At 32.3% G+C, this 25,048-nt stretch carries 20 protein-coding genes and 2 tRNA genes; 10 read left to right on the forward strand and 12 right to left on the reverse strand.

Translation table 11 applies throughout. The features are described 5' to 3' along the window. Position 1: 1 nt before the first annotated feature. Both RG22_RS15400 and RG22_RS15405 read right to left on the reverse strand, forming a co-directional pair. Complete coding sequence (locus RG22_RS15400) at positions 2-559, reverse strand: RNA polymerase sigma factor (RefSeq protein ID WP_034044879.1); 558 nt, start codon at positions 557-559, stop codon at positions 2-4. A gap of 116 nt (positions 560-675) precedes the next feature. Beyond that, positions 676-3,225 carry an ATP-dependent Clp protease ATP-binding subunit gene (locus RG22_RS15405; RefSeq protein ID WP_034044881.1) on the reverse strand — a complete coding sequence of 850 codons (2,550 nt, stop codon included), beginning with the start codon at positions 3,223-3,225 and terminating at the stop codon, positions 676-678. A 250-nt stretch (positions 3,226-3,475) separates the two neighbouring features. Between RG22_RS15405 and gyrA the strand changes: the two genes are divergently transcribed. Then, a complete protein-coding gene (gene gyrA / locus RG22_RS15410; RefSeq protein WP_034044883.1) occupies positions 3,476-6,016 on the forward strand; it encodes a DNA gyrase subunit A in 2,541 nt (846 codons plus the stop codon). A 15-nt stretch (positions 6,017-6,031) separates the two neighbouring features. Beyond that, complete coding sequence (locus RG22_RS15415) at positions 6,032-7,282, forward strand: tetratricopeptide repeat protein (protein WP_034044884.1); 1,251 nt, start codon at positions 6,032-6,034, stop codon at positions 7,280-7,282. A 46-nt stretch (positions 7,283-7,328) separates the two neighbouring features. On the opposite strand, the gene RG22_RS15420 is transcribed toward RG22_RS15415, so the two are convergent. Beyond that, on the reverse strand, positions 7,329-8,078 hold the full coding sequence (locus RG22_RS15420) for a C40 family peptidase (RefSeq protein ID WP_034044885.1): 750 nt from the start codon (positions 8,076-8,078) through the stop codon (positions 7,329-7,331). A gap of 6 nt (positions 8,079-8,084) precedes the next feature. Beyond that, on the reverse strand, positions 8,085-9,263 hold the full coding sequence (locus RG22_RS15425; RefSeq protein WP_034044886.1) for an acetyl-CoA C-acyltransferase: 1,179 nt from the start codon (positions 9,261-9,263) through the stop codon (positions 8,085-8,087). Between the two features lie 130 nt (positions 9,264-9,393). Here RG22_RS15425 and RG22_RS15430 point away from each other — a divergent pair, with 130 nt between their 5' ends. The 4 genes from RG22_RS15430 (at position 9,394) to RG22_RS15445 (ending at position 13,184) form a co-directional block, all read left to right on the forward strand. Next, positions 9,394-11,442 (forward strand): HD family phosphohydrolase, encoded by a 2,049-nt coding sequence (locus RG22_RS15430; protein ID WP_034044888.1) that lies wholly within the window; start codon positions 9,394-9,396, stop codon positions 11,440-11,442. A gap of 90 nt (positions 11,443-11,532) precedes the next feature. Continuing rightward, positions 11,533-11,620, forward strand: a tRNA-Ser gene (locus tag RG22_RS15435). Positions 11,621-11,639: 19 nt separating this feature from the next. Further along, positions 11,640-11,714, forward strand: a tRNA-Pro gene (locus tag RG22_RS15440). A gap of 225 nt (positions 11,715-11,939) precedes the next feature. After that, positions 11,940-13,184: a site-specific integrase gene (locus RG22_RS15445; RefSeq protein ID WP_034044890.1), complete on the forward strand. Its 1,245-nt coding sequence runs from the start codon at positions 11,940-11,942 to the stop codon at positions 13,182-13,184. A 236-nt stretch (positions 13,185-13,420) separates the two neighbouring features. Here RG22_RS15445 and RG22_RS15450 read toward each other — a convergent pair whose 3' ends face one another. Together RG22_RS15450 and RG22_RS15455 are read right to left on the reverse strand one after the other, a co-directional pair. Next, entirely contained in the window at positions 13,421-14,518 is a 1,098-nt protein-coding gene (locus RG22_RS15450) for a hypothetical protein (RefSeq protein WP_034044892.1), read from the reverse strand. Position 14,519: 1 nt separating this feature from the next. Continuing rightward, a complete protein-coding gene (locus RG22_RS15455; protein ID WP_034044895.1) occupies positions 14,520-15,305 on the reverse strand; it encodes an RNA polymerase sigma factor in 786 nt (261 codons plus the stop codon). Between the two features lie 403 nt (positions 15,306-15,708). Here RG22_RS15455 and RG22_RS15460 point away from each other — a divergent pair, with 403 nt between their 5' ends. The 3 genes from RG22_RS15460 (at position 15,709) to RG22_RS18025 (ending at position 17,984) form a co-directional block, all read left to right on the forward strand. Then, positions 15,709-15,978, forward strand: a complete 270-nt coding sequence (locus tag RG22_RS15460; protein ID WP_034044898.1) for a helix-turn-helix domain-containing protein — start codon at positions 15,709-15,711, stop codon at positions 15,976-15,978. A 479-nt stretch (positions 15,979-16,457) separates the two neighbouring features. Continuing rightward, the gene (locus RG22_RS15465; protein ID WP_034044901.1) at positions 16,458-16,856 is read left to right on the forward strand and encodes a hypothetical protein; all 399 of its coding nucleotides are present in this window, start codon (positions 16,458-16,460) and stop codon (positions 16,854-16,856) included. A 573-nt stretch (positions 16,857-17,429) separates the two neighbouring features. After that, positions 17,430-17,984: a BfmA/BtgA family mobilization protein gene (locus RG22_RS18025; RefSeq protein WP_204244193.1), complete on the forward strand. Its 555-nt coding sequence runs from the start codon at positions 17,430-17,432 to the stop codon at positions 17,982-17,984. A gap of 291 nt (positions 17,985-18,275) precedes the next feature. On the opposite strand, the gene RG22_RS15475 is transcribed toward RG22_RS18025, so the two are convergent. Next, positions 18,276-18,485: a heavy-metal-associated domain-containing protein gene (locus RG22_RS15475; RefSeq protein ID WP_034044903.1), complete on the reverse strand. Its 210-nt coding sequence runs from the start codon at positions 18,483-18,485 to the stop codon at positions 18,276-18,278. Positions 18,486-18,598: 113 nt separating this feature from the next. Here RG22_RS15475 and RG22_RS15480 point away from each other — a divergent pair, with 113 nt between their 5' ends. Continuing rightward, positions 18,599-19,477, forward strand: coding sequence for an IS982 family transposase (locus RG22_RS15480; protein WP_034044905.1), 879 nt, complete (start codon positions 18,599-18,601; stop codon positions 19,475-19,477). A 24-nt stretch (positions 19,478-19,501) separates the two neighbouring features. Here the strand turns inward: RG22_RS15480 and RG22_RS15485 are convergent, their stop codons facing one another. The 5 genes from RG22_RS15485 to RG22_RS15505 form a co-directional block, all read right to left on the reverse strand. Next, the gene (locus RG22_RS15485) at positions 19,502-19,882 is read right to left on the reverse strand and encodes a hypothetical protein (RefSeq protein WP_052143775.1); all 381 of its coding nucleotides are present in this window, start codon (positions 19,880-19,882) and stop codon (positions 19,502-19,504) included. Positions 19,883-19,976: 94 nt separating this feature from the next. Continuing rightward, a complete protein-coding gene (locus RG22_RS15490; RefSeq protein ID WP_034044908.1) occupies positions 19,977-22,214 on the reverse strand; it encodes a heavy metal translocating P-type ATPase in 2,238 nt (745 codons plus the stop codon). Positions 22,215-22,306: 92 nt separating this feature from the next. Next, positions 22,307-22,876: a helix-turn-helix domain-containing protein gene (locus RG22_RS15495; protein ID WP_034044911.1), complete on the reverse strand. Its 570-nt coding sequence runs from the start codon at positions 22,874-22,876 to the stop codon at positions 22,307-22,309. A 637-nt stretch (positions 22,877-23,513) separates the two neighbouring features. After that, positions 23,514-24,005, reverse strand: coding sequence for a hypothetical protein (locus tag RG22_RS15500; protein WP_052143776.1), 492 nt, complete (start codon positions 24,003-24,005; stop codon positions 23,514-23,516). A gap of 59 nt (positions 24,006-24,064) precedes the next feature. Next, on the reverse strand, positions 24,065-24,979 hold the full coding sequence (locus RG22_RS15505) for a leucine-rich repeat domain-containing protein (protein WP_034044914.1): 915 nt from the start codon (positions 24,977-24,979) through the stop codon (positions 24,065-24,067). Between the last annotated feature and the right edge of the window lie 69 nt (positions 24,980-25,048).

Raw genomic sequence — 25,048 nt, forward strand, 5'->3', positions numbered from 1 at the left:
CCTAAATCGCTACTTGCAATTTTTGTCTTAAACTTGCTTTAGCTCTCGATATAGTTGTGCGACAGTTGGTATTAGAGATACTCATAATTTCACTTATTTCCTCATAATCATAACCTTCAATAAGGTTTAAGGTTAAAGCAATTCTGTAATTATCTTTTAATGTTTTCATGGTATTTAAAATATCTTGTGCTTTTATGGTTGTAAACTCATAATTACTATCAATACCATCATTACTATCTTCAACTTTATACAAAATATCATCTAAAGGAACTTCGTGTACTTTGTTATTCTTTTTATAATGATAAATGCTATTATTTATTACAATTCGTTTTAACCACGATCCAAATATTTTCACATCTTTAAGACTCTCTAATTTTGTAAACGCCAACAAAAAAGAGTCTTGCATAATATCTTCTGCTTCAAAATTGTTTTTTACAATTCGTAGTGCTGTGTTATACATAGCTTTGTAGTAGCGGTTATAAATTTCCAATTGTGCGGATTGGTTTTTAGCTATACAAAGCTTTACAAGCTGTTCAGTATTTAAATTAGTTGGCGTCAAAAAAACAAATTGTTATAGTATAGATATAATTGTTTTTAGTTTGTTACAGTTTTTATCAAAAAAAATCCCACACTCATAAGATTGTAGGATTTAATTATGTTAATTCTATTTTGAAACTACGATTCTGTAGGCTTTTCAGCCTTATCAATAGTAATTTTAAGTTCTTGTGATTTTTTATCTAAATCGATACTAATTTTATCGCCTTCTTGAACTTGAGAGGATATAATTTCTTCTGCTAAAGCATCTTCAATATATTTTTGAATGGCTCTTTTTAAAGGTCTAGCACCATATTGCTTATCGAAACCTTTATCTGCTATATAATCTTTAGCGCTTTTACTAAGTTTTAAGATATATCCTAAATCTTTAATTCTTAATAGCAGTTTATCTAATTCAATATCAATGATTTTATTGATATCTTCTTTTTCTAAGGCGTTAAAAACTACTACATCGTCAATTCTATTTAAAAATTCAGGAGCGAATGATTTTTTAAGCGCATTTTCAATAATTTTAACTGCATTAGCATCTTCTTGTGCTTTTTGCGAAGCGGTTCCAAAGCCAATACCAGTACCAAAATCTTTAAGTTTACGAGCTCCAATATTAGAAGTCATTATAATAATGGTGTTTCTAAAATCAATTTTTCTGCCTAAGCTATCGGTTAAATAACCATCGTCAAGTACTTGAAGTAGCATGTTAAATACATCTGGATGCGCCTTTTCAATTTCATCTAAAAGAATAACAGCATACGGCTTGCGTCTTACTTTTTCAGTTAATTGTCCACCTTCTTCGTAACCAACGTATCCTGGAGGCGCTCCAATTAATCTCGAAATAGCAAATTTTTCCATGTATTCACTCATGTCTATTCTAACAAGTGAATCTTCACTATCGAATAACTCACGCGACAACACTTTGGCTAACTGTGTTTTACCAACACCAGTTTGACCTAAAAATATAAATGAACCAATTGGTTTATTAGGGTCTTTAAGTCCAGCACGATTACGCTGTATGGCTTTAACCACTTTGGCAACCGCTTCATCTTGACCGATAACCTTACCTTTTATTAGGTTAGGTAGTTCGGCAAGTTTATTAATTTCGGTTTGCGCAATTCTATTTACTGGAATGCCTGTCATCATTGAAACCACATCGGCTACATTGTCTTCTGTAACAATTTCACGGTTTTGCTTGGTTTCTTCTTCCCACTTTTCTTGCGCAACAGCCAATTCTTTTTCTATGCGTTTTTCGTCATCCCTAAGTTTAGCTGCTTCCTCATATTTTTGTTTTTTAACAACAGAATTTTTAGTCTCTTTAACAGTCTCAAGTTGTTTTTCTAGCTCTATGATTTGTTTGGGAACATCAATATTAGTAATATGTACACGCGATCCAGCTTCGTCAAGGGCATCAATAGCTTTGTCTGGTAAGAAACGTTCTGTCATATACCTGTTAGTTAATTTCACACAAGCTTCTATAGCTTCTGGAGTATAATCAACATTATGGTGTTCTTCGTATTTTCCTTTAATATTATTTAAAATTTCTATAGTTTCTTCAACCGTAGTTGGCTCCACTATAACCTTTTGAAAACGACGTTCTAAAGCACCATCTTTTTCGATATACTGTCTGTATTCATCTAAAGTTGTTGCACCAATACACTGAATTTCGCCACGTGCCAACGCTGGTTTAAACATGTTTGAAGCATCTAAGCTACCCGTGGCGCCACCTGCACCAACAATGGTATGAATTTCGTCAATAAAAAGAATGACATCGTCATTTTTTTCAAGCTCGTTCATTACGGCTTTCATACGCTCTTCAAACTGTCCACGATATTTTGTGCCAGCAACCAAGCTTGCTAAATCTAAAGTAACGACGCGTTTATTAAATAAAATACGCGATACTTTTCGTTTTACAATTCTAAGAGCTAGACCTTCTGCAATAGCCGATTTACCAACTCCAGGTTCACCAATTAAAAGCGGATTGTTTTTCTTTCTTCTACTTAATACTTGAGATACGCGTTGTATTTCTTTTTCACGTCCAACAACTGGGTCTAATTTACCCTCGTCTGCCATGGCTGTTAAATCGCGACCAAAATTATCTAGAACAGGTGTTTTAGATTTTTTGTTTGCTTTTCCAGATGGTGCATTAAAAATATTATCCTTTGATGTGTCCTCTGGTGAACCTGTATCATCATCTTGAAAAGATTCAGATTTTGGTTCTATATAATCATTATCGTTAGTAATCATAAGTTTAAATTGTTCTTTAACATTATCGTAATCGACTTTAAGCTTATTTAAAAGCTTAGTAGTAGGGTCGTTCTCATTTCTTAAGATACATAAAAGTAAATGAGCAGTATTTATTGAGGTGCTTTGAAATAGTTTAGCTTCTAAAAACGTGGTCTTTAAAGCACGTTCTGCTTGCCTTGTAAGGTGTAAGTTCTTTTTTTGATTAGAAGCAATATTAATATTGGGGTTTGCAGGACTTAAAATTTCTACTTTACGCCTCAAATGATTCAAATCAACTTCTAAGGCATTTAAAATGTTGATGGCTTTACCATCTCCATCACGCAAAAGCCCAAGCATTAAGTGTTCGGTACCAATAAAATCGTGCCCTAACCTTAGCGCTTCTTCTTTGCTATATGCAATTACATCTTTTACTCTTGGTGAAAAATTATCATCCATAAATAGTTTCCTTTCTGCATTAAAAATACTAAAACATTTTACTTAAGGCAAAAACTGTACCTTAAAATGCTAATTGACGAAAAAAACTTTATAAAATCAAAATTTTAACCCGCATAGTTATTAACTAAAAAAGGATGTGAAATTGTTAATAAAAAACACGAAAAAACATGATTGAAAGCCCTACTATGACTATTGAAAGTTTTATATTAGCATGTTTTGAAAAACTCATAAAAACTTAATTAAAATATTTATGGCAGAAGGAGAAAAGTTGATCCCTATTAATATTGAAGATGAGATGAAATCGGCTTACATTGATTATTCAATGTCGGTCATTGTGTCACGTGCTTTACCAGATGTAAGAGATGGTTTAAAGCCAGTTCACAGACGTGTACTTTATGGTATGCATGAACTAGGTGTTAGAGCAAATACAGCGCATAAAAAATCAGCAAGAATAGTTGGAGAAGTTTTAGGTAAATATCATCCGCATGGAGATACATCTGTTTATGATGCCATGGTACGTATGGCTCAAGAATGGAGTTTGCGTTACATGCTTGTAGATGGACAGGGTAACTTTGGTTCAATTGATGGGGACAGTCCTGCAGCAATGCGTTATACAGAAGCACGTATGCGTAAAATATCTGAGGATATGTTGGCAGATATTGACAAGGAAACTGTAGACCATAAATTGAATTTTGATGATACTCTTCAAGAACCAACAGTTTTACCAACACGTATTCCAGGGCTTTTGGTAAACGGAGCTTCGGGTATTGCAGTAGGAATGGCAACTAATATGCCGCCACATAATTTAACTGAAGTTGTAAACGGAACGATTGCTTATATTGAAAATACCGATATTGAGATTGACGAATTAATACAACATGTTAAAGCTCCAGATTTTCCAACAGGTGGAACTATTTATGGTTACGACGGTGTAAAAGAAGCATTTCATACAGGTCGCGGACGTATTGTAATGCGTGCAAAAGCCATTATTGAAGAAGTACAGGGTAGAGAATGTATCATTGTAACTGAGATTCCGTACCAAGTAAATAAGGCAGACATGATTAAAAAAACTGCCGATTTAGTTAACGAAAAGAAAATGGATGGCATAGCAACCATTCGTGACGAATCTGATAGAAACGGCATGCGCATTGTTTACGTTTTAAAACGTGATGCAATTCCAAATATCGTTCTAAATAAATTATATAAATACACCGCATTACAATCATCTTTTAGTGTCAATAATATTGCATTAGTAAATGGTCGTCCACAATTATTAAACTTAAAAGAACTAATTCATTATTTCGTTGAACATAGACACGAAGTAGTGGTGCGTCGTACAACTTATGAATTACGCAAAGCGGAAGAACGTGCACATATTTTAGAAGGATTAATTATTGCCTCGGATAATATAGACGAAGTTATTGCAATTATTAGAGCATCTTCGAATGCCGATGAAGCTCGCGAAAACTTAATAAAACGTTTCAAACTTTCTGAAATTCAAGCCAAAGCCATAGTTGAAATGCGTTTGCGTCAATTAACAGGTTTAGAGCAAGATAAATTACGTTCTGAGTATGAAGAAATAATGAAAACCATTATCGACTTAAAAGATATTTTAGACAAGAAAGAGCGTCGTATGAATATCATTAAAGGCGAATTGGAAGTGGTTCGAGATAAATATGGTGATGAGCGTCGTTCAATTATTGAATATGCTGGTGGTGATTTAAGTATAGAAGATATGATTCCTAATGAAAAAGTAGTTATTACTATTTCTCATGCAGGATATATTAAACGTACGTCTTTAACAGAATATAAAACACAAAATAGAGGCGGTGTTGGTCAAAAAGCATCAACCACTCGTAACGAAGATTTCTTAGAGCATTTATTTGTTGGTACAAACCACCAATACATGTTATTCTTTACTCAAAAAGGAAAATGTTTCTGGATGCGTGTGTACGAAATACCAGAAGGTAGTAAAACTTCGAAAGGTAGAGCCATTCAAAATCTAATAAATATTGAGCAAGATGATAAAGTGATGGCTTTTATTTGTACTCAAGATTTAAAAGATGAAGATTATATAAATAGTCACTACGTGATTATGGCTACTAAAAAAGGGCAAGTTAAAAAAACGGCTTTAGAGCAATACTCTCGTCCTAGAACAAACGGAATTAATGCTATTACCATTAAAGAAGATGATGTTTTACTAGAAGCCAAGTTAACTACAGGCGAAAGTCAAGTTATGTTGGCATTAAAATCTGGTAAAGCTATCCGTTTTGAAGAAGCTAAAACAAGACCAATGGGTCGTGGAGCATCTGGTGTTCGTGGCATTCGTTTACAAGATGAAAAAACTGATGAAGTTATTGGTATGATAGCAGTTGATGATATGGAAAGCGATATCCTTGTAGTTTCAGAAAATGGTTATGGTAAACGCTCAAGTTTAGAAGATTACAGAATTACCAACAGAGGAGGGAAAGGTGTAAAAACAATTTCTATTACAGAAAAAACTGGTAACTTAGTATCTATAAAAAATGTAACGGATGAAGACGATTTAATGATTATTAACAAATCTGGAATAGCTATTCGTATGGCAGTTCAAGATTTAAGAGTTATGGGAAGAGCTACTCAAGGTGTTAAGTTAATTAACCTAAAAGGAAGTGATTCTATTGCTGCTGTAGCAAAAGTGATGCATGATGATGAAGAGGTAGAAGATGTTGAAACTATTGAAAACATTGGTGATTCTGAAGATGGCACAACTCTTGATAATAATCTAAACGAAAACAATATTGACAATTAACTAAATATTATTAAAATGAAAAAACAATTAATTATAGCTTTGGCTTTTTCAATAAGTGCATTTTCATTTGCACAAAAGAAAGAATTGAAATCTGCAGAGAAAGCTATTAAAGGAAACAACTTTGCAGAAGCAAAAGCGTCTCTAAATCAAGCTAAAGCTTTAATGGCTTCTATGGATGAAAAAAACAAAGCCAAATATTATTATTTATTAGGTCAAGCATTATATGCAAATGGTGCTGGAACTAATCAAGATATTGATAAGGCTTTAGAAAGCTTAGAGAATGTTAAAGGAGCTTATGGGGCAGAAGTTACAGAGTTAAAGCAAACCATGACTAATGATATTTTAACCAAGGGAAATAAAGCCTATGAGGATAAAGATTATTCTTCAGCTTCAAAATATTTTGAACATGCTTACAGAACTTCTACTCAAGACACGTTATTCCTTTATTATGCAGCTGCTACAGCTGTAAATGTTCAAGAATTTGATAGAGCTTTAAAATTATATGAAGAGCTTAAGCAATTAGGGTATACAGGAATACAAAAAGAGTATTTTGCTACTAATGTGGAAACTGGAGAAGAAGAGGTTTTAGACGAAAGTACACGTAATTTATATGTAAAAGCTAAAAGCCATATTAAACCAGGAGAACGATTAACAGAATCTAAGAAAGCTGAAATTGTTAAAAATGTAGCACTTATTTATGTAAGTAATGGTGATAATGAAAAAGCACTAGCCGCTATGAAAGATGCCAGAGCAGAAAGTCCAGACGATATTAATTTATTGCTTTCTGAGGCTAATGTGCATTTTAAAATGGGTAATAAAGATGAGTTTAAAAGGCTATTAGAATTGGCAACTCAAAAGGATCCAAATAATGCTGAATTACAATATAACTTAGGAGTAATTGCTTCTGAATCTGATGATATTGAAGCAGCAAAAAAATATTATGATAAAGCTATAGAATTAGATCCTAGTTATATAAATGCATACATAAATATGGCAGCTTTAATCTTAAACGGAGAACAAGCACTTATTGAAGAAATGAATGGTTTAGGAAGTTCTAAAAAAGATGATTTGCGTTATGATGAATTAAGAGAGCAACGTCAAAATATTTATAGAAGTGCGATACCGTATTTAGATAAAGCACTTGATATTAACTCGAAAAATATTAATGCAGCCAAAACATTAATGAATATTTATAGTGTTTTAGGTGAAACAGATAAATTTAAAGCTATAAAAGAAAAAGTTGACGCTATTGAAGCAGGAAACTAAATTCTATTAGTTAAGAGTATAAAAAAGTCGCTTATAGCGGCTTTTTTTATATCACTTTTTTAATAACTCTTAGTTTATGCGTATGCACTTTTTTATCTACATTATAAATGCCAGAATGATCTAATCTATCAATTCGTACTTTACCATACGCATGTATTATATAATTATCTTTCATTATAATTCCAACATGAGTAATTATACCTTCATTATTATCAAAAAATGCTAAATCTCCTGGTTCACTTTCTTCAATAAAACTTAAAGCTTCACCTTGTGTGGCTTGTTGCGATGCTTCTCTTAATAATTTATAACCATTTAATTTATAAACCATTTGCGTAAATCCAGAGCAATCAATTCCAAATGGTGTTTTTCCTCCCCATAAAAATGGAGCATTTAAATATAAAAATGCGATTTTTATAATGTTGCTTTTTGATAAAATATCTGTAATGAAGTTGCCATCAAACCGATGATTCAAAATTGATAAGCCATTGAGTGAAGACCCTAATGAAATTGAATGTAATTGCTCGTCTTTATCTTGAATAAATTCAACTAAATCTACTAAAAATTTTGGAGTTTCTTGGTTTAAAACTTTGTATTGTTCTTCTGTAATTTCAATGTATTGTTTATTATCTAACCAACCTTCATAATTATCAAATGCAAGTCGAATTTTACTCCAAGATTTGCGCTGTTCTATAATCTTAAAATAATCGCCATATAAAACTTGAGAAGTAAGTTCACTTTTATCAGACGGTTCAAACCTTAAGGAGACAATGCTTAAATTACAAATTCCGTATTGCATTCAAAATTAATTACGTTCAATAACAACAGCAGATGCGCCACCACCACCATTACATATAGCTGCAGCACCAATTTTAGCATTATTTTGTTCTAATACGTTTAATAATGTAATAAGGATTCTAACGCCAGAACAACCAAGCGGATGACCAAGAGAAACTGCGCCACCATTAACATTTACATTGCTATCGTTTAGTCCGAGAATTTTCATATTAGCTAGACCAACAACCGAAAAAGCTTCGTTAAATTCAAAATAATCTACATCATCAATTGTAATTCCAGCTTTATTTAATGCCTTAGGTAAAGCTTTGGCAGGAGCAGTTGTAAACCACTCAGGTTCGTGTGCTGCATCAGCATAACCTGTTATAGTAGCTAAAGGTTTTAATCCTAATTCTTCAGCTTTTTCTTTACTCATTAAAACCATCGCACCAGCACCATCATTTATGGTTGAAGCATTGGCAGCGGTTACTGTGCCTTCTTTTGTAAAAGCAGGTCGTAGCTGTGGTATTTTTTCCATTTTTACATTAGTAAATTCTTCATCTTTACTAACTATTATAGGTTCACCTCTGCGCTGTGGCACTTCAACAGGTATAATTTCATTATCAAACTTCCCAGCTTCCCAAGCTGCTGCAGATCTTGTGTAAGATTGTATGGCAAAAGCATCTTGGTCTTCTCTAGTAAATTTATATTCATTAGCACAAGCATCTGCACAAACACCCATGGCATTTTGGTCGTAAGCATCAACTAATCCATCTTTTTGCATACCATCTATTAGAGAGGTTGGTCCAAATTTTGTACCCGTCCTTGCATATAAATAATGAGGAATTAAACTCATGTTTTCCATTCCGCCAGCAACAATAATATTAGCATCACCAAGGGCAATAGATTGAGCAGCTTGTATAACGGTTTTCATACCAGAAGCACATACTTTATTTATGGTTGTACATGGTACGGTATTAGGTATGCCTGCGTGAATTGCAGCTTGTCTAGCCGGTGCTTGTCCTGTCCCAGCTTGAATCACGTTACCCATTAAAACTTCTTCTACTAGCTCAGGTTTAAGGTTTATTTTGTTTAACGCACCTTTAATGGCAATAGCTCCTAGTTTGGTTGCAGGAATTGTAGATAAAGAACCTAAAAAACTGCCTATTGGTGTTCTAGCAGCCGATACAATAACAACTTCTTTACTCATTTTTTTTATGCTTAAATTTTAATGCAACGAAAATAATCAATTTTTAGTAGAACTTAACAATGATTACTATATTATAAAAAGCAGAAAAAGGCATATAATTTTGTTACATTTGAAAATATTAAAGTGCTAAATGAAAGATTTTATAAATAAGTTTTACCGAAACCATTCTTTAATTTACAAAGGACTATTGTTTATATGCACTACGGTTTTAATCGTGTATTTATTCCCAAAAAGCGGAAAATTTAAATATAATTTTGAAAAAGGGAAACCCTGGCAATCCGAAAATTTATATGCGCCTTTTAATTTTGCCATTAAAAAAACTGATGAAGAAATTGCTACTGAAAAGAAATTAGTTAGAGACAATTCGATATTATATTTTAACCTAGATAATGCTATTGAATCTGAAGTTAAGGATCAATTTGAAACTCAATTTAAAAACTCTTTTTCTGATTCTATTCCAGAATTTGATTTAGATAACTTGTTTAAAACTGGAAATTTAATCATCAAAGAATTATATCGATTTGGTATTTTGAATGAAGATTATAATTTTTCTGATAATAAGGTTATAGCTTTGCTTGATGACCGTGTAGAGAAAGAAAAGGTGTTATTCTCTAATTTAATTAAGCAAGATGAGGTTGTATTGGTTATTGAAAAAGTGCTTTCAAATCAAAATTTGTCTAACTATAAAAACAGCTTCATATCACTTTTTTTCGATTTAGTTGAGCCAAATCTTGTTTTCGATAAATCTACAACCGATAAGGTTTTACAAGAGGAATTTGATAAAATAGCCTATGTAAGAGGTAGTGTTGAAAAAGGAACTTTAATTATTTCTAAAGGAGAAGTTATTGAAGGTGATAAATATCAAAAATTAAAATCGTTACAATCTGAATACGAATCGCAGGTTTGGAATAAATCAAACTATAATTGGATATTGTTTGCTTACACATTGTTGGTTGCTTTAGCCTTATTAATGTTGTTATTATTTCTTCGAAAATATAGACCTGATGTGTTTGAAAACAATACTAAAGTCACCTTTATTTTTTTCAATATTTTTTTAATGGTTTTTATAACAACGTTGGTTGTAAATTACAATTCTAAATATATTTACGTGGTGCCAATTTGTATTCTACCATTAGTTTTTAAAGCCTTTTTCGATGCTCGTTTAGGACTATTTGCACATGTAATTACGGTGTTGTTATTAGGATTTATAGTGCCTAATAGTTATGAGTATATGTTTCTTCAAATAATTGCAGGAATTGTAACTATTTTAACGGTTTCAGAATTGTATAAAAGGGCGAATTTATTTATTTCTGTAGGTCAAATTACTCTAATTTATATCGTGGCATATTTTGCTTTTTTTGTAATACATGAGGGTACTGTTGAAACGATTAAATGGGAAACCTTTATTTGGTTTATACTTTGCGGACTTGCCACTTTATTTGTACAACCATTAATTTATGCTTACGAAAAACTTTTTGGATTAGTATCAGACGTGTCGCTTTTAGAATTGTCTGATACCAATTCAAAATTGCTTAAAGAACTTTCTAATAAAGCACCAGGAACATTTCATCATTCATTAAATGTTGCTAATCTTGCTGAAGCATCTGCTAATGAAATAGGAGCAAATGCCATGTTAATTAGAGTAGGTGCTTTATATCATGATATTGGTAAAATGAAAAACCCGACGTATTTTACCGAAAATCAATCTACAGGAATTAATCCACACGATGAATTATCAGCAAAAGAAAGCGCGAAAATTATAACTGATCACGTTATAAATGGAATTGAAATTGCTAGAAAAAATAATTTACCAGATCGTGTAATAGATTTTATTAGAACACATCATGGGACAAGCGTAGTCTACTATTTTTATAGGAAAGAAAAAGAACTACAAAAAGAAGTCGATAAGTTGGGTTTTAGCTATTCTGGGCCAAAGCCTTTTAGTAAAGAAACGGCTATTTTAATGATGTGTGATAGTGTAGAAGCGGCATCTAAAAGTTTAAAAGAACCAACATCTACAAAGATTGATGCTTTTGTTGAAAATATTATAAACAAACAAATAGAAGAAGAGCAATTTTTAAATGCCAATATTACATTTAAAGAAATTCAGTCGATAAAAAAAGTGCTAAAACACAAGCTTGCAAATATTTACCATTTGCGAATTGAATACCCTGAATAAATTTTACAAAATATTAAATAAAATAGTTGCGTTCTTACAGATGATATGTTACATTTGCATCCGCAATTTTATTGCAAAGTTCATAAAAAAGGAGAGGTGCCTGAGTGGCCGAAAGGAGCGGTTTGCTAAATCGTCGTACCCCAAAAGGGTACCCGGGGTTCGAATCCCCGTCTCTCCGCAATAATAGATAACCAAATCGGGGTGTAGCGTAGCCCGGTTATCGCGCCGCGTTTGGGACGCGGAGGTCGCAGGTTCGAATCCTGCCACCCCGACGAACCTAGTAATAGGTAGCATCAAAACACTGTTAATCGTATGATTATCAGTGTTTTTTGTTTTTACACATTTTATTTGATATTAAATAAAAGCATCTAATCTCAATAAAAAGGTGTGCAAATCGGTGTGCAATTGTTCACTGAAAATGTAGTAACTTTAAAGAACTTTAAGACATAATTTGACTTTCGTATTTACAAATTAATGTTTAATTAAAGTCATTTAAAATGAAAACAAAAAGCACCTTCACGATTATTTTCTTTACAAGAAAATCAAGAAGTAATCCCAATCAAATTTCCATCTATATCCGTATTACCGTAAACGGCAAACGTTCAGAAATGAGTTTAAAACGAAGTATTGAACAAAACCAGTGGGACAATACTAAAAATAGGGGCAGAGGCAATTCAGAAAACGCTAGAATACTAAATGCCTATTTAGATGGGGTTTATAACAAACTACTTCAATGCCATAAAGAACTTATAGAAGAAGATAAGGTGTTGTCCTCCGATGCCATCAAATCCCGATATTTGGGAGAAGATGACAATAGTAAAACCTTAAAAGAACTCATCGCTTATCACAATGGCAATATGGTTCATGTCCTGAAAGCGGGAACAATGAAGAACTATTATACAACGGAGCGCTATTTACAGAAGTTTTTAAGGAAGAAAAAAAGATTAAAAGACATCTATTTGAAACAATTGAACTTTAGGTTCATTACAGACTTTGAACACTACCTAAGAACCTACAAGAACAAGAAAAAGCAATTGATGCTATCCAATAATGGGGTGATGAAACATTTGGAGCGATTCAAAAAAATGATAAACCTAGCCATAAAACTGGAATGGATGCATAAAAATCCATTCAGTCAATTTCAACTAAAATATGATAAATACGATAGAGCGTATTTAAACGAAAGAGAACTGGAATTGTTAGAAAACACAGAATTTAAAATCGAACGCTTACAGAAAATAAAAGATTGCTTTGTGTTTTCGTGTTATACAGGACTATCCTACATTGATGTAAAAGAACTGGCCGAAAGCCATATCATAAAAGGCATAGACAATAATAATTGGATTTACACAAAACGAGAAAAAACAAATGAACAGGTAAAAGTGCCCATACTCCCAAAAGCTTGGGCAATATTAGAAAAGTATAGGGTCGACACAGAACAGAATATTACAATGAATTTGTTGCCCATAAGTTCCAACCAAAAGACTAATGCTTATTTAAAGGAAATTACAAAAGCTTGTGGTATTTATAAAAATATTTCTTTTCATGTCGCTAGGCATACGTTTGCAACAACTGTGATGCTGTCCAATGGCGTGCCTATAGAGACCGTGTCTAAATTGTTAGGACATGCTAAATTATCCACTACACAAATTTACGCTAGGGTAGTGGAAACTAAAATTAGTGAAGATATCAGCAATCTTCTAGAACGCTTTAAACAAAAAGAAGAAAATAAAAGTGCTTAAAAAAACAATTTTAAAGCCTAAAAAGAATTTCCTTTCCATACGCTCCTCAAAAATGACAGGAGTGTATGGAAAGGAAATTTTAAAATTAAAAAACCATGAATACCAATTTTATAGGAATAATTTAGAGCAATCAAAAAAATAAGAGAGCCCACGCGTTGTATATGCTGTTCACATTCAGTGAGTGTTATTATCAACCTCACCTTGCGGGTGTACAAGCACCCTCGTAACCAAATTGGTTAATCTATAATAATTTCAATGCCTGCTTTCTCGGCTTTGTATTTTATTTTGGTCATTAACTCATAATAGCCCCAGTTCCTTAATACAAACGCCTCTTCTTTGGCTATCCCAATCTTGTCTTCCTGATTTAATAGAATGAGTGTTCCTGCCTGATGTTTAATGCAAAAATCGATTAATCTTCTGCTATATACATGAATACGATGGGATACATAATTATTTTCGACTTTGCTGAGTTTGTTCACTGCCTTTAATTTTCTTTTGACTCCTTTGCCCGATTTGGAATAGGTAGCCCCTACCTGTGCTCTTTTAAGGGCTGCCTGTATAGCTAATCTTCTGTGGAGAAACTCTTCCCTGGTGCCGATAGTGAGTCTGGCATTAACGGTTTTAACTACGATGGGATATTCAATAGACAGGGATGCCTCTGCAATCACTTCTGGTCTTAAGGATTGCTTTTCTTTTTCAATTTCAAATATCGGTAGCCAGAATATTTTGCCGTCCTTTAATTTAATATGGGAGGTACATAGCCTGGTTTCTCCCTTTATTACGCGCTCCAATAGTATTCTTTTGTCGGTATAGTCCTTTCCTAAATACGTCTTAAAAGGAATTTGAAATAAACGAAAGCAAAAAGCCCTTTTCTCGTCATTATAAGATAATCCGCTTATGCCCTCCAAACCAAATGGAAAAGCCATATCTCTCCTGAAGTTTTTAAGGGAACGTTCACCTTTCCAGTATTCTGGGCTGTTTTTCTTAAAAGAAGTGATTAAGGTATTATTCAAACTGGACAATATGTTTGTAGGGATTTCACCTTTAAAGCGATTTGATACCACGCGATAAGTGGTATTGATACGGGAGCGCTGCAATATTCCGTGCTCATCTTTTTTTTCATCAGCTAATTTATACTTTATCCCCTCTGACAGATAAAAGAATTCCTTGATCATTTCCTGTACGTAGAGATGGGAAACGATAAGATTGGCAGCTCTAAAACATCGGTTTTGCCACTGATAAAGTTTGTCCAAGGCTTCCTTGCGTTCTTCTTGGGTAGGAAGGTCGACCAATAGCTGAACCTTTCGGGTTAGTTTGAGTGTTGGCTTTTCCATATCAAGCGGATTCTAATTGCTGCCCATGTTTCTGCTGTATGAGTTTATGGGCTATCATAAATTCTTTGTGAACTTCCTTTTCGGAGAGGTTAAGTGCTTTGGCGATGGACGTAAAGGAATATTTCTTTTCACATCGGAGCTTTAATACTCTTGCTTGTTCCTTGGTCATAACATCTTGAACCTTAATTTTAATAGCGGGCGTTTGTTCAGTTTCAAGCGCACTTCCTTGATTAATAATTGTTTTAATATCCTCAATAGCTCGTTTCACTTCATTACTGGTTTCATTAATACTTGTTCCCATAACCTCGGCAATAGCCTTATATTGAAAACCATATTTTAAACAGAGATCAATTAAATGCCTTCTTTCAGCGTTCAATAGAGGTAATACACTTTTGATTCGATTGAAGGTTTTTTGTTCCGATTCCTGATCTTTTAGAGTTTCAGACGCATTTACGGGATCATACCCCACCATATAGTCTTGGTAATTGTCGTAATCTTCTAACGAATGGACATGCCTAAAGAACTTATTTTTAGGTTTACTATAGTATGAAATACACTCTCTTTTCATCACAAACCTTAAAAAATAGAAAATATGCTTAGGTGATTCTACCCTGTCCCTATGAATCCATAATTTTAAAAAAGTATCTTGAACCAAGGATTCAATTACAAAAGGATCTTTGATAAGTTGCTTACCAACCCAAAAGATACGTCTGCTGTATTCAGAATGAATCTGTTCTAAAGCAGAGGGGTCACCATTTTTTAATAATTTAAAGTTACTGTGTGGCATAACAGACCTCGTTTAAATTGATGATAGTTTTCACCATAATGATATTAAATAGCTGATACGAGTTCTTACAGTTTATAAAGAGAAGCTAGCTTTGAAACAGGTTGAGAAGAATGCCTTTTTCTACAAAAAAAGGCGTGGAACTCAACTTACTGCATCAGAGGTACTGGTATACCGAGGAACAATAAGAGAGCCCACACCCATAGGCGTGAGCATCTTACTTATCATCTCGTTCCTTTAAATTACCAGTTTTCTGATACGAGATTCAAAGCGAATGCTTCAAATATTTTATATGAAGAATCGCAAAAATATGTAATCTAAATCAAATATAGTAAAAAGCATTCAATTGGAAATATATTTCCAAAGAATATTCTTGAATAAATGCAACCTTGTCCAAAACAAGTAAATGAATCCAAAGAAAATAAATATCACTTTAAAAGAAATATTGTTAACCATAGGTAGTAAAATTAAAGAAGAAAGAGAAAGACAAGGATATATATTGGAAGATATGGATGCCTTATGTGATATTGATCCAAGTGCGTTTAGCAAAATTGAAAGAGGAGTTTATGATAACATGACTCTAAAGACACTGATTAGAATATCTATTGCATTAAAATTGAAATCTTTTGATGTATTTGGTTTTGAATTTTCTTTAGAACAATTTATTGAAGACTAATATTTCTAATCAAATATTTTATGAGCTTCTGCGGTACTATCTAGAAATTATCCTGTTTTTCTGTTAAAATCATTTTTTATTTTTTATCTCAAACACAAATATCAAATAAATTCCATTCCAGCCCATTCCCACTACATTCCGTAAGCACTACATTTCGGGAAAAGCGCTTCATTAAAAAGGTCTTGAACATGAGTCCAAAATGCAAAAAAACATTTTAGACTAAAGTTCGCTTGATGCAGAATTTCAGTTCCAAATTTTTTGTAATTTCATATTAGACGTTCAAATTCTACTTACTTAAAAAAGCAATACAATAATATATTCATCAATATTCCCGAAATATAAACGTCGCAAAATATTTCTCGAAAAAGGGACGGCATAAAGCCGTTCGTGCCTCACTTTTTATACGTTTCCTTTTCACTCCAAAATTTTGTCTTCCGTTTGGTGTGTGCTCAAATATTGTTTAACTAAAAATTTTAATTATGGAAACAAAATCCAACGGAACAGCAAAAAAAGAAACAGCAACCGTTAAAAAAGACGTTCAAAAGCAATTAACGAAAGAAGCGATTGGACAAACGCAACAAGTCAAACAAGCCATTGTAAGCAAAGCGACCATTGATTTGGTAGAACGCATGCAAAGGTTTGAGAAGTTACGAGGACTGGCAACCCAACGGGAACGTTTGGTGCAGACCTTAAACGAACTCACCAAGTTCAATTACAACCAAGGTGATTCGGCTTCGTTTTACATTCGGGATTCTCATAATTTAGAGTTTAAAACGACCAATACCAATTTGATTAAGTTGGTAACCACGCATTTACAATCGACTTTAGAAGCTCGTAAGCAAGAAATTGAAAATGCTATTATACAGTTTGAACTGTAACCAGATTTTTCAATGAATCATCAAAACCTATTCGAAAGAGTAGGTTTTTTTATGTTTTAATTTTATTGTTGAAATAGAACAACTCTCCAGATGTCGAGTTGTTTCCAGTTCAACAATCCATCATGTCTTTTTTTAATCAATTTTTAAAAAAAACAAAAATGATTAAGCCAAAAAATCAACAATAAAAAATTTATGAATTATTGTATCGGTATATTTCGAATCTGACGCTTCTTTTTTCAATATTTCCAAAAACTATGATTTTTAGCATCAAATTACATCATTTGATACCAAAGGATATTTTTGATTTACTCATAAAATTCATACATTAATAGGACTAGTAATCTAGTAAATAAGCAACTGATTTTTTATCAGTTGTTGGAGGATTTTGTCAGCCTTTTGCTGACAAGATTTGATAAGCAAGAGGGTAACACGCAGAGCGATGTTACGTAATTCATTTGCTCCGCAAGGCCCTGTATTTAAAGGGTTTTGGAAGTTTTAAGATTTGGAGCGTTTTTAAGTTTTTACTAAAAAATGCAGCTAGCCCAGTAAAACCAATAAAATTTTTACTAAAAAATGGATAAAGGACATGAAAAAGAAGCGTTTGTAACTGTAAAAATTAAAGCTGCAACAGCTCAGAAATTTAGAATATTTTGCAAGAACAATGCAGCATCTCAATCTATGAGCTTGCATCAAATGATCCAGTTCTTTGAGATTAATGGGATTGCGCCCGCAGATAATTTGGGAGATTCCATTGCCAAATTGGAGGGTAAAATAAATAAAAGGACCAATGCTATAATTGCAATTATCAAGGACATTGAAAAAAATCAGACCAAACCAACTACTGCCATGTTGTTATCCCTATTCGAAGAAAAAGTAAAACAGGAAAAACCCACATTGGTGGAAAAGAAATTTGCAAAGGTGCAAACTGATAAAGAATTTATAGAGGTCACCGTACCTAAAATTAGATATGAACGATTAGAGTACAACATGAAATCGGTTAAAAAAGATTTTATTTATGTGCTGGATAATGTCAAGGTTGTAAAGAGCAGTTTCGGGAAGGGATATCTAAAATTGGAACTTACTGAGAGTGAACTTGTAAAATTTAGAAGAAGCATAAATAATTATTAAATAAAAAACACCATTTTAATAAGTAGACTGATATTATATGATTCTCAAAATTAAAAGTTAAAGTTGCTCAAGGATAGGTATAGTTACTCCACTACACTTTCGAATATCTTGAAAAGGCACATATTAATTTGCTATTACTTTTCATACAGCATATATGTAATAAAAAAGCACAAGTTAGATAACTTATGCTTAAAACTGCTATTTTTTAATTCAGTTCTTTTTAAGGCAAAAGCGGCTCAAGTTAGTACTTATACCGCTATTACTTATATAGTATGCTACATTCGGTGATTATCACACTTTTTCAATTTTAAACCCCATTTTTTTTACGGCATTAACAATGTCTTCTTCTGAAGTAGACCTAGATTTAACTGAAAGAAATTTTTCAGTACTCTCCAAATCCACATTCCATTTTTCAATTCCTTTTTCATTGTTTAGTTGTGGGCTAACCTTTGACAAGCATCCTGTACAATTAATGTTTGTTTTAAATTTTAAATTTTCCATATGACGTGATTTCTATTTTAATTAATTAACCCGTTGTGCATTATGATTTAAAAGAAAAAAGTTGTCCATCTTACTGATAATCAGTAACTTGTTTTAGCGATAAAACATTAATTATGAACAACTTAAATGCAAATTACGAAAGAATATTGGAAGTATTAAGAAAAATATCAAAAGAGCAGCTTTTAGCTTATCAAAGACGACAACCCAAACTGAGTGATTTGGAGTTGGTAAGCCTAAGCCTTACATCAGAATATATGGGTATAGATAGCGAGAGTAACCTATTTAGACAACTTCCTGATATCATTTCATCAAAAATTAACCGCAGTGTTTATAATCGTAGAAGAAGAAAGTTAGCAAATCATATTGATGCAATACGTTTAAAATTGGCTACTCATTTTAATGAATTTGAAGACTATTTCATTGTAGATAGTATGCCTTTAGAGGTTTGTAAGCTATCAAGAAGTTCTCGTTCAAGAATATGTAAAGAAGCTACTTATGTCTTTCCAGACAAAGGTTATTGTGCTTCTCAAAGTGCTAATTATTATGGGTATAAATTACATGCTATTTGTTCTGTTAGCGGTATTTTTCAGAGTATAGATTTGAGTCCGGCATCTGTTCATGATGTGAATTATCTTAAAGATATTAAAGCACAAATTAGCAATTGCACTTTAATTGGTGATAGAGGTTATTTATCCGCAGAAATTCAACTTAACTTGTTTGATACTTGTAACATAAAGCTAAATACACCGATGAGAAATAATCAAAACAATTACAAAAAACAACCGTACATTTTTAGAAAATCGAGAAAGAGGATAGAAACTTTATTTTCTCAACTGTGTGACCAATTCATGATAAGACGCAACTACGCTAAGTCTTTTGAAGGCTTTAAGACCAGAATAATATCTAAAATAACTTCGCTAACTGTAATTCAATACATTAACAAATTTGTCTTTGATAGAAAAATAAACAATATAAAAATCAGCATTATTTAAAATGCACAACGGGTTAAATGAAGATTATTGTATAACTAAGTTTGTTAGAGCTTTCCTTTTTGATGAAAGCAAATAAATATGCATTAAAGCCACTAAAAGGCCCGGTACAATACCTGCGAGATCAACTGCTAAATGAAATGCGATTATGCCATAGGTAACAGGAACCATCAGTAATAATCCTATAAGACTATACTTTCGAGTTAGTAACAACAGACCTGAAATTACTTCTACAACTCCAACAGTTGGTAATATGAACTTATTTGCCATCAAACCGGTAAAGGCAGCTATTAAATCTTCATCCATGACATGGTTATGAGGAACAAATTCAAAAAATTTATCCAAGCCAAATATTAAGAGACCAATGCCTAATATTAATCTTATTGTGGTATTAATTTTTGTTTTCATGAGTAAAATGTTTTAAGAATTAATAAGCGCAAAGATATTTTGAGATAAAGATGTATCTCTTATGCTTTTTTGTAAATCTTTTGTGATATTTCGCTTAAAGTTTGCTTGATTTTAATCTTAAACTATTTGCGACAACAGAAACAGAACTAAATGCCATAGCGGCACCTGCAATCATAGGATCCAATAGAAATCCGTTAAAAGGATAGAGTATTCCAGCAGCTATTGGAATACCAATTAAATTATAAATAAATGCCCAAAACAGATTCTGACGAATACCTTTAACTGTTTGGGAAGATAGGTTGAACGCTTTTGGAATAGATTCTAAATCTGATGTCATAAGTGTAATTTTGGCAACATCCATTGCAATATCAGATCCGTGCCCCATTGCTATGCTAATATCGGCTTGCGCCAATGCTTGGGAATCATTTATACCATCTCCAACCATAGCGACAATTTGACCTTGGTTCTGTAGGTTTTTAACAAAATTAGCTTTATCAGAAGGTAAAACTTCTCCTTTGTAATCTGTTAACCCAACTTCTTTTGCAATCGATTTAGCAGTTTGGTTGTTATCACCTGTGAGCATATAAACTTTAATGCCTCTATTTAATAATTTGCTGATTGCAGATTTTGATGAAGCTTTTACTTTATCACCAATGGCAATAACAGCGAGAAATTGTTTGTCAGAAGCAAAAAATATAACTGTCTTTGATTTTTCTTGCCATAATTTTGATTTTGCAATTAAAGTCTTGTTAAGTGCTATATTTTTTTCCTGCATTAATTTGAAGTTTCCCACATAGAATTTTTGTTTTTTAAAATCAGTAGCTTCAACCCCCTTTCCTGTAATACTTTCAAAATTATAAAGTTCAATAGGTGAAGTCCCCTTTTCTTTAAATTTTTTCACTACAGCATTTGCTAAAGGGTGTTCAGATTTGGCTTCAATAGACATTAAAATACTGGATAGTTCGTTATGATTTGTATTGTTAGCCCAAGAGAAGTTCGTAATAGTAGGTTTGCCTTCAGTAATAGTTCCTGTTTTGTCTAAAACAAGAGCATTAACCTTATGTCCCAATTCTAAACTTTCTGCATCTTTAATTAAAATATTGTTCTCAGCTCCTTTACCAACTCCAACCATAATTGCAGTTGGTGTAGCTAGTCCAAGGGCACAGGGGCATGCAATTACTAATACCGCAACCGATGTTAGTAAAGCATGTGTAAATGCATCTTCACCGCCATTTATCATCCAAACTGTAAATGTTAAAATGGAGATGCTAATAACTATAGGTACAAAAATTCCAGCTATTTTATCTACTAATTTTTGAACAGGAGCTTTACTGCTTTGCGCTTCTTGTACCATTTTGATAATTTGGGACAGTAAGGTTTCACTACCCACTTTTAGAGCTTCAAATTGAAAATTTCCTTTTTGATTAAGAGTTCCGGCAAATACTTTTTCTCCTTCATTTTTAGCAACAGCAACTGGTTCACCAGTAATCATACTTTCATCTACATACGAATGGCCTGATGTAACTATCCCATCAACCGGAATTTTTTCACCAGGACGAACAACAATAATGTTACCTTTTTGCACAGATGTAATGCGTATTTCTTGCTCTTTGCCATTAACAATAACCTTTAGTGTTTTAGGTTGAAGTCCCATAAGTTTTTTAATAGCTGAAGACGTGTTGGACTTGGCCTTTTCTTCCATTAATTTTCCTAAAGAAATGAAAGTAATAATTACTGTAGCTGCTTCATAATAAACATGAGGATAAATACCTCTAGCATACCAAAAGTCAGAAAAAAGTGTGTTAAATAAACTAAATAAAAAAGCAATACCAGTACTTAAAGCCACTAAGGTATCCATATTAGCTTTTTTATGTTTAGCCTGCTTCCATGCATTTACATAAAAACCTTGACCAAAATAAAATAGAATTGGTAATGATAAGCCTAATGAAATCCATTTACCAGGTATCCATTCCATAAAAAACATTCCAATGATGAATATGGGAAGTGTTAAAATTGCTGACCAAATTGTCCTCAACTTTATATCTTGATAGTGTTTCTGTTGTAATTCAGCTTGTACATGTAGCGGATCATCTACATCTAATATAAGATCATAACCAACACTTTGTAAACTGCTCTGTAAATCTGTCTTTTTTATTGAATTATCATATTCTACTAAAACAGAATTTGATGCAAAATTCACACTTGCTTTTGTAACTCCATTTGTATTTGTCAAAATAGACTCTACACTAGACGCACAGGTAGCACAAGTCATTCCAGTTACAGGATAGGTTTCTATATGTACTTTTTTGCTTTCAGAGACTACTGTATTCATAATTATTATACTATTTAAATTATGATACAAAAGTCGGTAGGTAAGATTAATTATCTGTTATGATTTTCTGTATTGATTTTATAAGATTATGACTAAAGATTGTCCAAATGGTTATGACCTGGTTTTTTTTGTTTCTTAAATTGGGTTGGAGTCATTCCTGTTTCTTTTTTGAATTGAGAAGAAAGATATGCTACACTACTGTAATCCATTTGGAATGCTATTCCTGATAAAGTAAGTTCATCATAAAATATTAACTCCTTTACCTTCTCAATCTTCTGGGATAACACGAATTTTTCAATAGTGACTCCCACTACAGATGAAAATAAACGACTCAAGGAACCATAGTCTTGATGTAATTGGTCACTTAAATAAGATGAATAGTTAATATTTATAGGTTCTTTAGAATAGTGAATGGAATTAATAATTAGGGTTTTTATTTTACCAATTAACTTAGATTTATTGTCCTCTAACAACTCGAATCCTTTTTTAGAAAGTCTTTTATTAAGTTCAACTTTTTGCTCTTTGTTAACTTCTTTTTCAGTAATTACTTCGCCTAATCTAATTGAGCTAATATCTAGATTTAATTTTGTAAAAATATCTTCAACCGACTCAATGCAACGAGGGCAAACCATGTTTTTTATATTGATTGTCTTATTTTTCATTTTCTTTTTATACTTATGTACAAAACTTTTTATTTTGCTTTAAAGATTATTAATATTTTTTAACTCACAAAGGCTCTTTTTGTATTTGTTTTTACTGAGGTGAGTTTTTTAATTTTATAAAATTAGATTTTACGCTCATCCGTCAATAAAATTGAACGATATTAATAACGATTCTAATCCTAAAAGCATTAAAAACACAAGCTAAACATCCTTGGTATTTATCAAATTTAGTCGCCTTTATTAGACTTAATCTTTTTGTTAAAGTATATCTACACAAATGGCTCGATAATCCTTTTGCAAAGGAACAACCACTACCAAATAAAAATACACAAGGGGTTCTTTTTTAAAATTCGAAAATCTAACCACGCCTTATTGTAAACTATATGATCCTATTTTTTTCGACGACGCACCCTGTGTATAGTGAAGTAAGTTGCGCTGAAAGTAAGCGATGAGTTCTTGGTTATCATCATTGTTTATATTATTAAATGCGCTATGGTATTCTTTAGTTAAGGGGGGGTGAAAATATTCTCTTGTTTTCCCTAGCTCATCATAAGTAATCATTTCTACAATTGCAGGAACATCGTTTTTTTTTTTGCTTTTCTAAATTCCATATATCATATTTCTAGGTTAAACTCTGCTAATTATGGTGCCTTCTTAAATGTTTTATTAATCCATTTTGGTCGTACTCAATTGACATTATTTGACTTGAGGTGTTTTCAATAACTTTATCCATGTGAAACGGCTTAACTTTGGCTTTAATGGTAATCTTTATAAAAGCTACATTTTTTCCTAGCATAATGTCATCAATAGATACTATATGATAATATACCTTATTTTGAAGTTTGTCGATCATTCCCTTTCTAAATATTTCTTTATCGGTTATGATTACATTATACTTAATATGCTCATCAATAAAATCATCTGCAAAAAAGGATAAGAAGTAATCTATATCTTTTAAGCCACTGTGTGGTTGTTGCTTTGCACTATAAGCTTTAATAAAAGACTCGGTTTTTTTATGTAAATGAGGGTCTGTGCCATCTTGTGAGGATATACTATTAAGTTCTTTTTTTTGTCCAATTGCATGAAAGCTTATAATTAATGCAGAAACGAGTATTAATGTGTTTTTCATTTAGTTTTTTTATATATGGTGTTAGCAATATGTTTGGTTTCTATAAAACGGATCTTATACTAATTACAAATTGTATTTAATTCCTGATAATCAGATATTGACACGGTTGGGATTTCCTGACTACTTAAAATTTTAATACAGGTTAAATCTGGATTTCTATCCACCCTTAAATCTATTAATTCTTGATTGTTACTTACATCGAGACTGGTAAGCAAATTACTTGAACTATATAGATGTGTTAAACTAGTATTATTTTCAAGATTTATGTTTTGAAGCTTGTTGCCAGAGATTACCAAGGTCTCTAACAATGTATTAGAGCTGAAGTCTACTGTTGTAAGTTGATTAAGTATTATTAGTACATTCTTTAGGTTTAAAGCATCTTTAGTGTTAATAGATTTCAAAAGGTTATGACTAATGAGTAACTCTTCAATAGATTCATTTTTAATACTAATTTCTTCAAAGTTATTAAAGGATAAATTCACCTTTTTCAAATTTGTCGATTTTGATAGCCCATTAATTGAACTAAGTTCATTTGACTGAATATCCAATAAAATCAGGTTTGGGTTGTTGTTAATGTCAATATTGGTAAGATGATTTCCATTAAGAAATAAAGTATCTAACTTAGTGTTAAAGCTTAAATCAACATTTTTAATTTCCTGTCTAGCCGCGGACAATAATGTTATGTTTACAAAGCCCTCAATTCCTGTCAAATCGCTTATTTCACCAAAATTGGCAGAAAGGTTTAAATCCAATAGGCTTACTGCCTCAGCATCTGACTTTAACATTTGTTGGTTAACGATACCGTCTGAATCTATGCCTTGCTCTATTAATTTTGCTTCAAAATGAATATCTGGAATACTCAAATAAATATCATTTATTGGGTTTGGAGTTTCATCGTCACTTGAACATGATACAATGTGAAACAATGCTAGAATAAAAATTGTGTAGGCTTTGTTATTATAGGTAATTTTCATTTTAATGTTTTAATAAGAATATATAAGACGATTTTATAGTTAGAATGTTACAGAAGAATATTAGATTCA

It is taken from the genome of Wocania ichthyoenteri Th78, assembly GCF_000789235.1.
Taxonomy (GTDB): domain Bacteria; phylum Bacteroidota; class Bacteroidia; order Flavobacteriales; family Flavobacteriaceae; genus Wocania_A; species Wocania_A ichthyoenteri.